Annotated in this window: 2 protein-coding genes and 1 pseudogene; all 3 read left to right on the plus strand. The window is 38.7% G+C overall.

The genetic code is table 11. The features are described 5' to 3' along the window. Nucleotides 1-320 (plus strand): annotated as a pseudogene (locus AC3AX0_RS11960) (hypothetical protein); the annotation flags it as partial. 1 nt (nt 321) lies between these two features. After that, entirely contained in the window at nt 322-1,893 is a 1,572-nt protein-coding gene (locus tag AC3AX0_RS11965) for a hypothetical protein (RefSeq protein WP_487550510.1), read from the plus strand. Next, the coding region (locus AC3AX0_RS11970) for a DUF6063 family protein (RefSeq protein WP_487550511.1) at nt 1,886-2,232 on the plus strand (347 nt) is incomplete at its 3' end. The genes AC3AX0_RS11965 and AC3AX0_RS11970, both read left to right, overlap by 8 nt.

The following is a 2,232-nucleotide window of genomic DNA, read 5'->3' on the forward strand; positions in this document are numbered from 1 at the left end:
CATACAGGTATTTTGGAGACCTGGATGATGAGGGCTTGAATATATTTTTATCACTAGCAGACAGAGTTCCTGAGATAAATATCAAATTATGGCAGGAAGGCTATGATAAAATGCTTGAACTTGCAGAAAAGAACAACAGATGGAGAGTATATAAATCTCAGAGAAGCATTGGTGAAGAAAAAATCAGTAAATTATTTCCAGACTGGGACTATGAAACTATAAAAAAAGTTGTTTCCAGATTTTTAGAGAATGAATATATTCCCCAGGAAATACTCAACTATCAAGTATTAAAAAATATGTTTAAGAAGAAAAGAGGTTAGCATGTATCAGTTTCTAGATAATTATCATAAGAGGATGGAACAGGTTGCCATCCATCATTATTTGAATGAAATATCGTCAATACGTGATGAATTGAGAAAAATGGAGTTTTCAAGGCAGCAGATTCTTGGTCTGATTATACAGCTTCTGTGCTTCATAATGGAAAAATCCCTCCTTGAACAAAGTTGTACCATGAAGGATATGGAAACGTATGTTGAATATCTTATGAAAAAACAGGGGTTTTTAGAATCTGATATGGACTATGGCAATCTTGTGAATCACCTTGTGAAGACATCCCTTCAGAACAACGGAAGACCATATTATTTCAGCTACTATAATTTCAAGGAAGAAAAAGAGGAGAATCTTCACATACGATTGATAGAGGACAGCATCATTCAGGTTGACGGAGCCGACAGCTTCAGCTACAACCTTACAGCACAAGGCTTTCAGTTTCTCTTCAGCACCCTTGAAGTAGAAGAAGCCCTGCAGATGAGCTTTGAACAGCTGAAGTTAAAGTATGCTATACAGAAAAGGAATTTCGGCTCTGCAAGGGAAAGCGTAGACAATCTATTCACCCTCAACAGGAAGCAGATTCAGAAAATAAGCGAATATATTGTACAAATAAAGGAAGACATAGGACTATTCACAACGGAAAACTATGAAAACACATACAGGACAACCTTCGATACACTCAGCGAACAAAATGAAAAGCATGAGGAACTCTATAAGCTCATAACAATGACAAAAAACCAATATATGGAACAGAACATGGATGAGGGAACATCAGATATGGAAGATGACCTGAAAAACATGGATTATATTAGAAGCAGGCTGCAGCAGCTTCTCGGGGAGCAGAGAAAGTTATTCAAGGAGCAGCAGACTCTCGGGGATGTATACAACGAGGCAATCGGCAATGTTTTGTACATTGGTTTTGAAAACAGGCTTAACATGGAAAAGGATATAGTTGAGGCCTTTGAAGAAAATGTCCTGTCTCTTGATGGCATGGCAAATATATTGCGACCTCTAATGATGCCTGATCTAAAGAGGAATTTCAATTTTGCAAGGGCATACTCGCCCCAGAGAATAGAGTCATATGAAGATGTCACTACAGAGGACAATATATATCTTGATGAAACAACAGACGAGGAAGAGGAGAAGTTGTACATTGAAAGGATTGACTATGTACAGGGGACATACGATGAGATGATTTTAAGGATACTGGATGGAATACTGGTGTCAGAAGACGGTGGAGCCAGGTTGTCAGAATTGTTTGATACTGTAGAGGATGTGGAGCTTTTAAGAAACGTACTGGTTCAGCTTCATGGAGATCACAGGATCAGTATCGCTAAGATGTTGAAGCAAAGCAGGGAGCATATGCACATGCCCGGAGAGGATTTTGATTTCGGATACAGCCTTGGAAGAATCGGTGAAAAGGGAATGGAGATAATGAAGCTTGGAATCGTTGAGATTGAAGCCATTGAAGGCAGTAGCGTCATGATTGTAAACCACAGAGACAAGAAGTACCTTAAATGCAGTGATATTTTATTTAGAAGAAAGGAAGACGGCAATGGATGATAGATTGAGAGCCGAAGTCGAAGGTTATAGAAATGAAATTGACAACAATTATAGAAAAGCCATGAAGATAGTATATTATCTCTTGGACAAGGGTGAATTGTCCATGGAAGACAACAAGGAACTGTATATGGATTACAGTGACAGGGATGTGCAGCATGCTGTAGAGCAGATTGCAGAGAGCTTCGAAGTAATGATACGAAGATTCAATCATGTTGTGTACCTGGTGGCCTATGAGGATAATGAGGTTATTGGAATGAAGATGAATGATCTCAGGAACATAGCCGGCAGTAAAAATACAAATGTAACTGCATATCTGTCCATGTATCTTGTCACCCTTCT

The sequence above is a fragment of the Dethiosulfatibacter sp. genome (genome assembly GCF_983023055.1).

Excerpts from the sequence above, each read along its gene's own strand:
- AC3AX0_RS11965 (WP_487550510.1), top strand. The coding sequence starts at position 322 with ATGTATCAGTTTCTAGATAATTATCATAAGAGGATGGAACAGGTTGCC.